This window comes from Dietzia sp. HMSC21D01 (assembly GCF_001815995.1).
GTDB lineage: Bacteria > Actinomycetota > Actinomycetes > Mycobacteriales > Mycobacteriaceae > Dietzia > Dietzia cinnamea.
In genome coordinates, this window is sequence record NZ_KV823665.1 from 1 (window position 1) to 2,132 (window position 2,132).

Genomic DNA, 2,132 nt, shown 5'->3' on the forward strand with positions numbered 1-2,132 from the left:
GGCCGCGGAGCCGACGGATCGCCTCGCGGCCGGCCTGCGAGCCGCCGTCCTGCGGGGCGGTCTCGGGATCGACGGCGGCGTCCACCCCGCCGATCTCGAGGGCCGAGTCCATGGGGACCGCTCGCTTCAACAGGGCGAGGGCGACCGGGCCGTCCTCGTGATGCTGGACGACCGTGCCCACGCGGCCGACCGGGCGGCCACCCGCGCGGACCTCGGCGCCCACCGCGGGCAGGTCGTCGCCGCTCGAGCCGTCCAGCTGCAGCCGCACGAGGACGCGGGGGGAGCGTCCGAGGTTATGGACCCGGGACACCGTCTCCTGGCCCCGGTAGCAACCCTTGTCCAGGTGCACCGCGCCCCGCTCGGCCACGCCGCCGATCCAGGTGGGGATCTCGTGGGGGATCGTCTTCTCGTCGGTGTCCACGCCCAGGCGCCCCCTCGGCGGGGTCGTCCCGGCCGCACGCAGCGCCTCGAACGCCCAGGAGCCCGCGGGCCGGGCGCCCGCGTCGACCGCGGCGGCGAACCACGCCGTCAGCGCCGGGCGGGGGACCACCAGGTCGACCGAGCCGGCCTGGGGCCACGGCATCCGACGGGCGATCCCGCCACCCGGCAGCGCCACGCTCGCGTAGTCCCCGGTCGGGAGGTCGACCTCGGCGCCGTCGGGCGAGGTGAGGGTCGTGGGCAGGCCCGCCCCGGCGAGGGTGAGGACCGCGAGGTCGGCGGCCGCGGGGGACGCATCGGCCCAGAAGACCATCTTGGTGAGGAACTGCAGCAGCGACTCGCCCCGACCGGGTTCGGTGTCCACGACCACCGTGGCGTCCACGTCGGCGAGCACGGCGTGGTGCTCGATCCGCCCGTTGGCGTCCAGCACCAGCGTCTCGCCGCCGCCGCCGTCGCCGATCTCGGCGACGTGCTGGGAGACGAACCCCTCGAGCCACGTCAGCCGCTCGCCACCGCCGATGGTCAGGACATCCCGATGGGAGCGGTCGACGACCACGAACCCGGAGTCGGCGGCCCGCTGCTCGCCGAAGGGGTCGCCGTAGTGGTGGGGGACCCCCGCGTCAGCGGAGTCGTCGCTCGCGTCCACCGCTCCGGGGCGGGCCAGGATCGGGCTGCGGTAGCGGCTGTCGGTCCGGTCGGGCACAGCTGGATCGGTCACGATCGCGAGTGTACGTACCAGGTCGTAGTGTGGGCTCCATGGGCACTCCAGCGGGAACGGCGATCGATCGACCTGACGAGGCCAGGGTCGTCGTCCTGGTCTCCGGCGGACCGGAGGGGCCGCGGCCACGGGTCCACCCGGCGGACGAGCCGTTGCTCCTGGCGGACGACCTCGCCGCCGTCCGGGGGGACGGGTGCTTCGAGACCCTCCTGGTGGTGGGAGGCCGCCCGGCCAAGCCCGAGCGGCATCTCGCGCGTCTGGCGAGGTCGGCGGCCGCGTTGGGGCTCACGGGGCCCTCGGAGTCCGCGTGGCGGGCCGGAATGGACCTGGCCGCGCGCGAGTGGGACACCCGGACGGAGGCCATGCTGCGCCTGGTGCTGTCTCGTGGACCGGAGCGGGGCGGGCAGGAGACCGCGTACATCACCGTCGCGCCCGTCAGTGGGTCCGCGCTCCGGGCGCGGGCGGAGGGGATCGCCGTGACGGCCCTCGGTCGGGGGTACGCCTCCGATGCCGCCGGATCCGCGCCGTGGCTGCTGATCGGCTCCAAGACCCTGTCGTACGCCACCAACATGGCGGCCCTCCGGCACGCCGCGGCGGGCGGGTTCGATGACGTGGTCTACCTCTCCTCGGACGGTGAGGTTCTCGAGGGGCCGCGCTCGACGGTGGTGATCTCCCGCGACGGTGAATTGCTGAGCCCACCGGCGGAGGTCGGGATCCTGGAGGGCACGACCCTGGCCGCGATGGCGGAGGTCGCGGCACGCGACGGTGTGCCCGTGCGGCGTGAGCGTCTCCTGCTCACCGACCTCGTGTCGGCCGACGCGATGTGGCTGCTGTCCTCGGTGACGCTGTACGCCCGGGTCCGCCGGATCGACGACACGACGCTGCCGGGAGGGAATCCCGGGATCGACGTCGCCGGGATGGTCGATCGCGCGGTCGGACGCGCATGAGAACCGCCCACCCGACCGGAGTCGGGTGG

2 protein-coding genes are annotated in these 2,132 nt (G+C 74.7%); one reads left to right on the forward strand and one right to left on the reverse strand.

Annotated elements, in window-relative coordinates:
• On the reverse strand, positions 1-1,156 hold a 1,156-nt coding region (locus HMPREF3086_RS01695; protein WP_070719852.1), incomplete at its 3' end, for a CAF17-like 4Fe-4S cluster assembly/insertion protein YgfZ.
• 38 nt (positions 1,157-1,194) lie between these two features.
• Here HMPREF3086_RS01695 and HMPREF3086_RS01700 point away from each other — a divergent pair.
• Entirely contained in the window at positions 1,195-2,103 is a 909-nt protein-coding gene (locus tag HMPREF3086_RS01700; protein WP_083324226.1) for an aminodeoxychorismate lyase, read from the forward strand.
• The last annotated feature ends 29 nt before the right edge of the window (positions 2,104-2,132 follow it).

Excerpts from the sequence above, each read along its gene's own strand:
- HMPREF3086_RS01700 (WP_083324226.1), top strand. The coding sequence starts at position 1,195 with ATGGGCACTCCAGCGGGAACGGCGATCGATCGACCTGACGAGGCCAGG.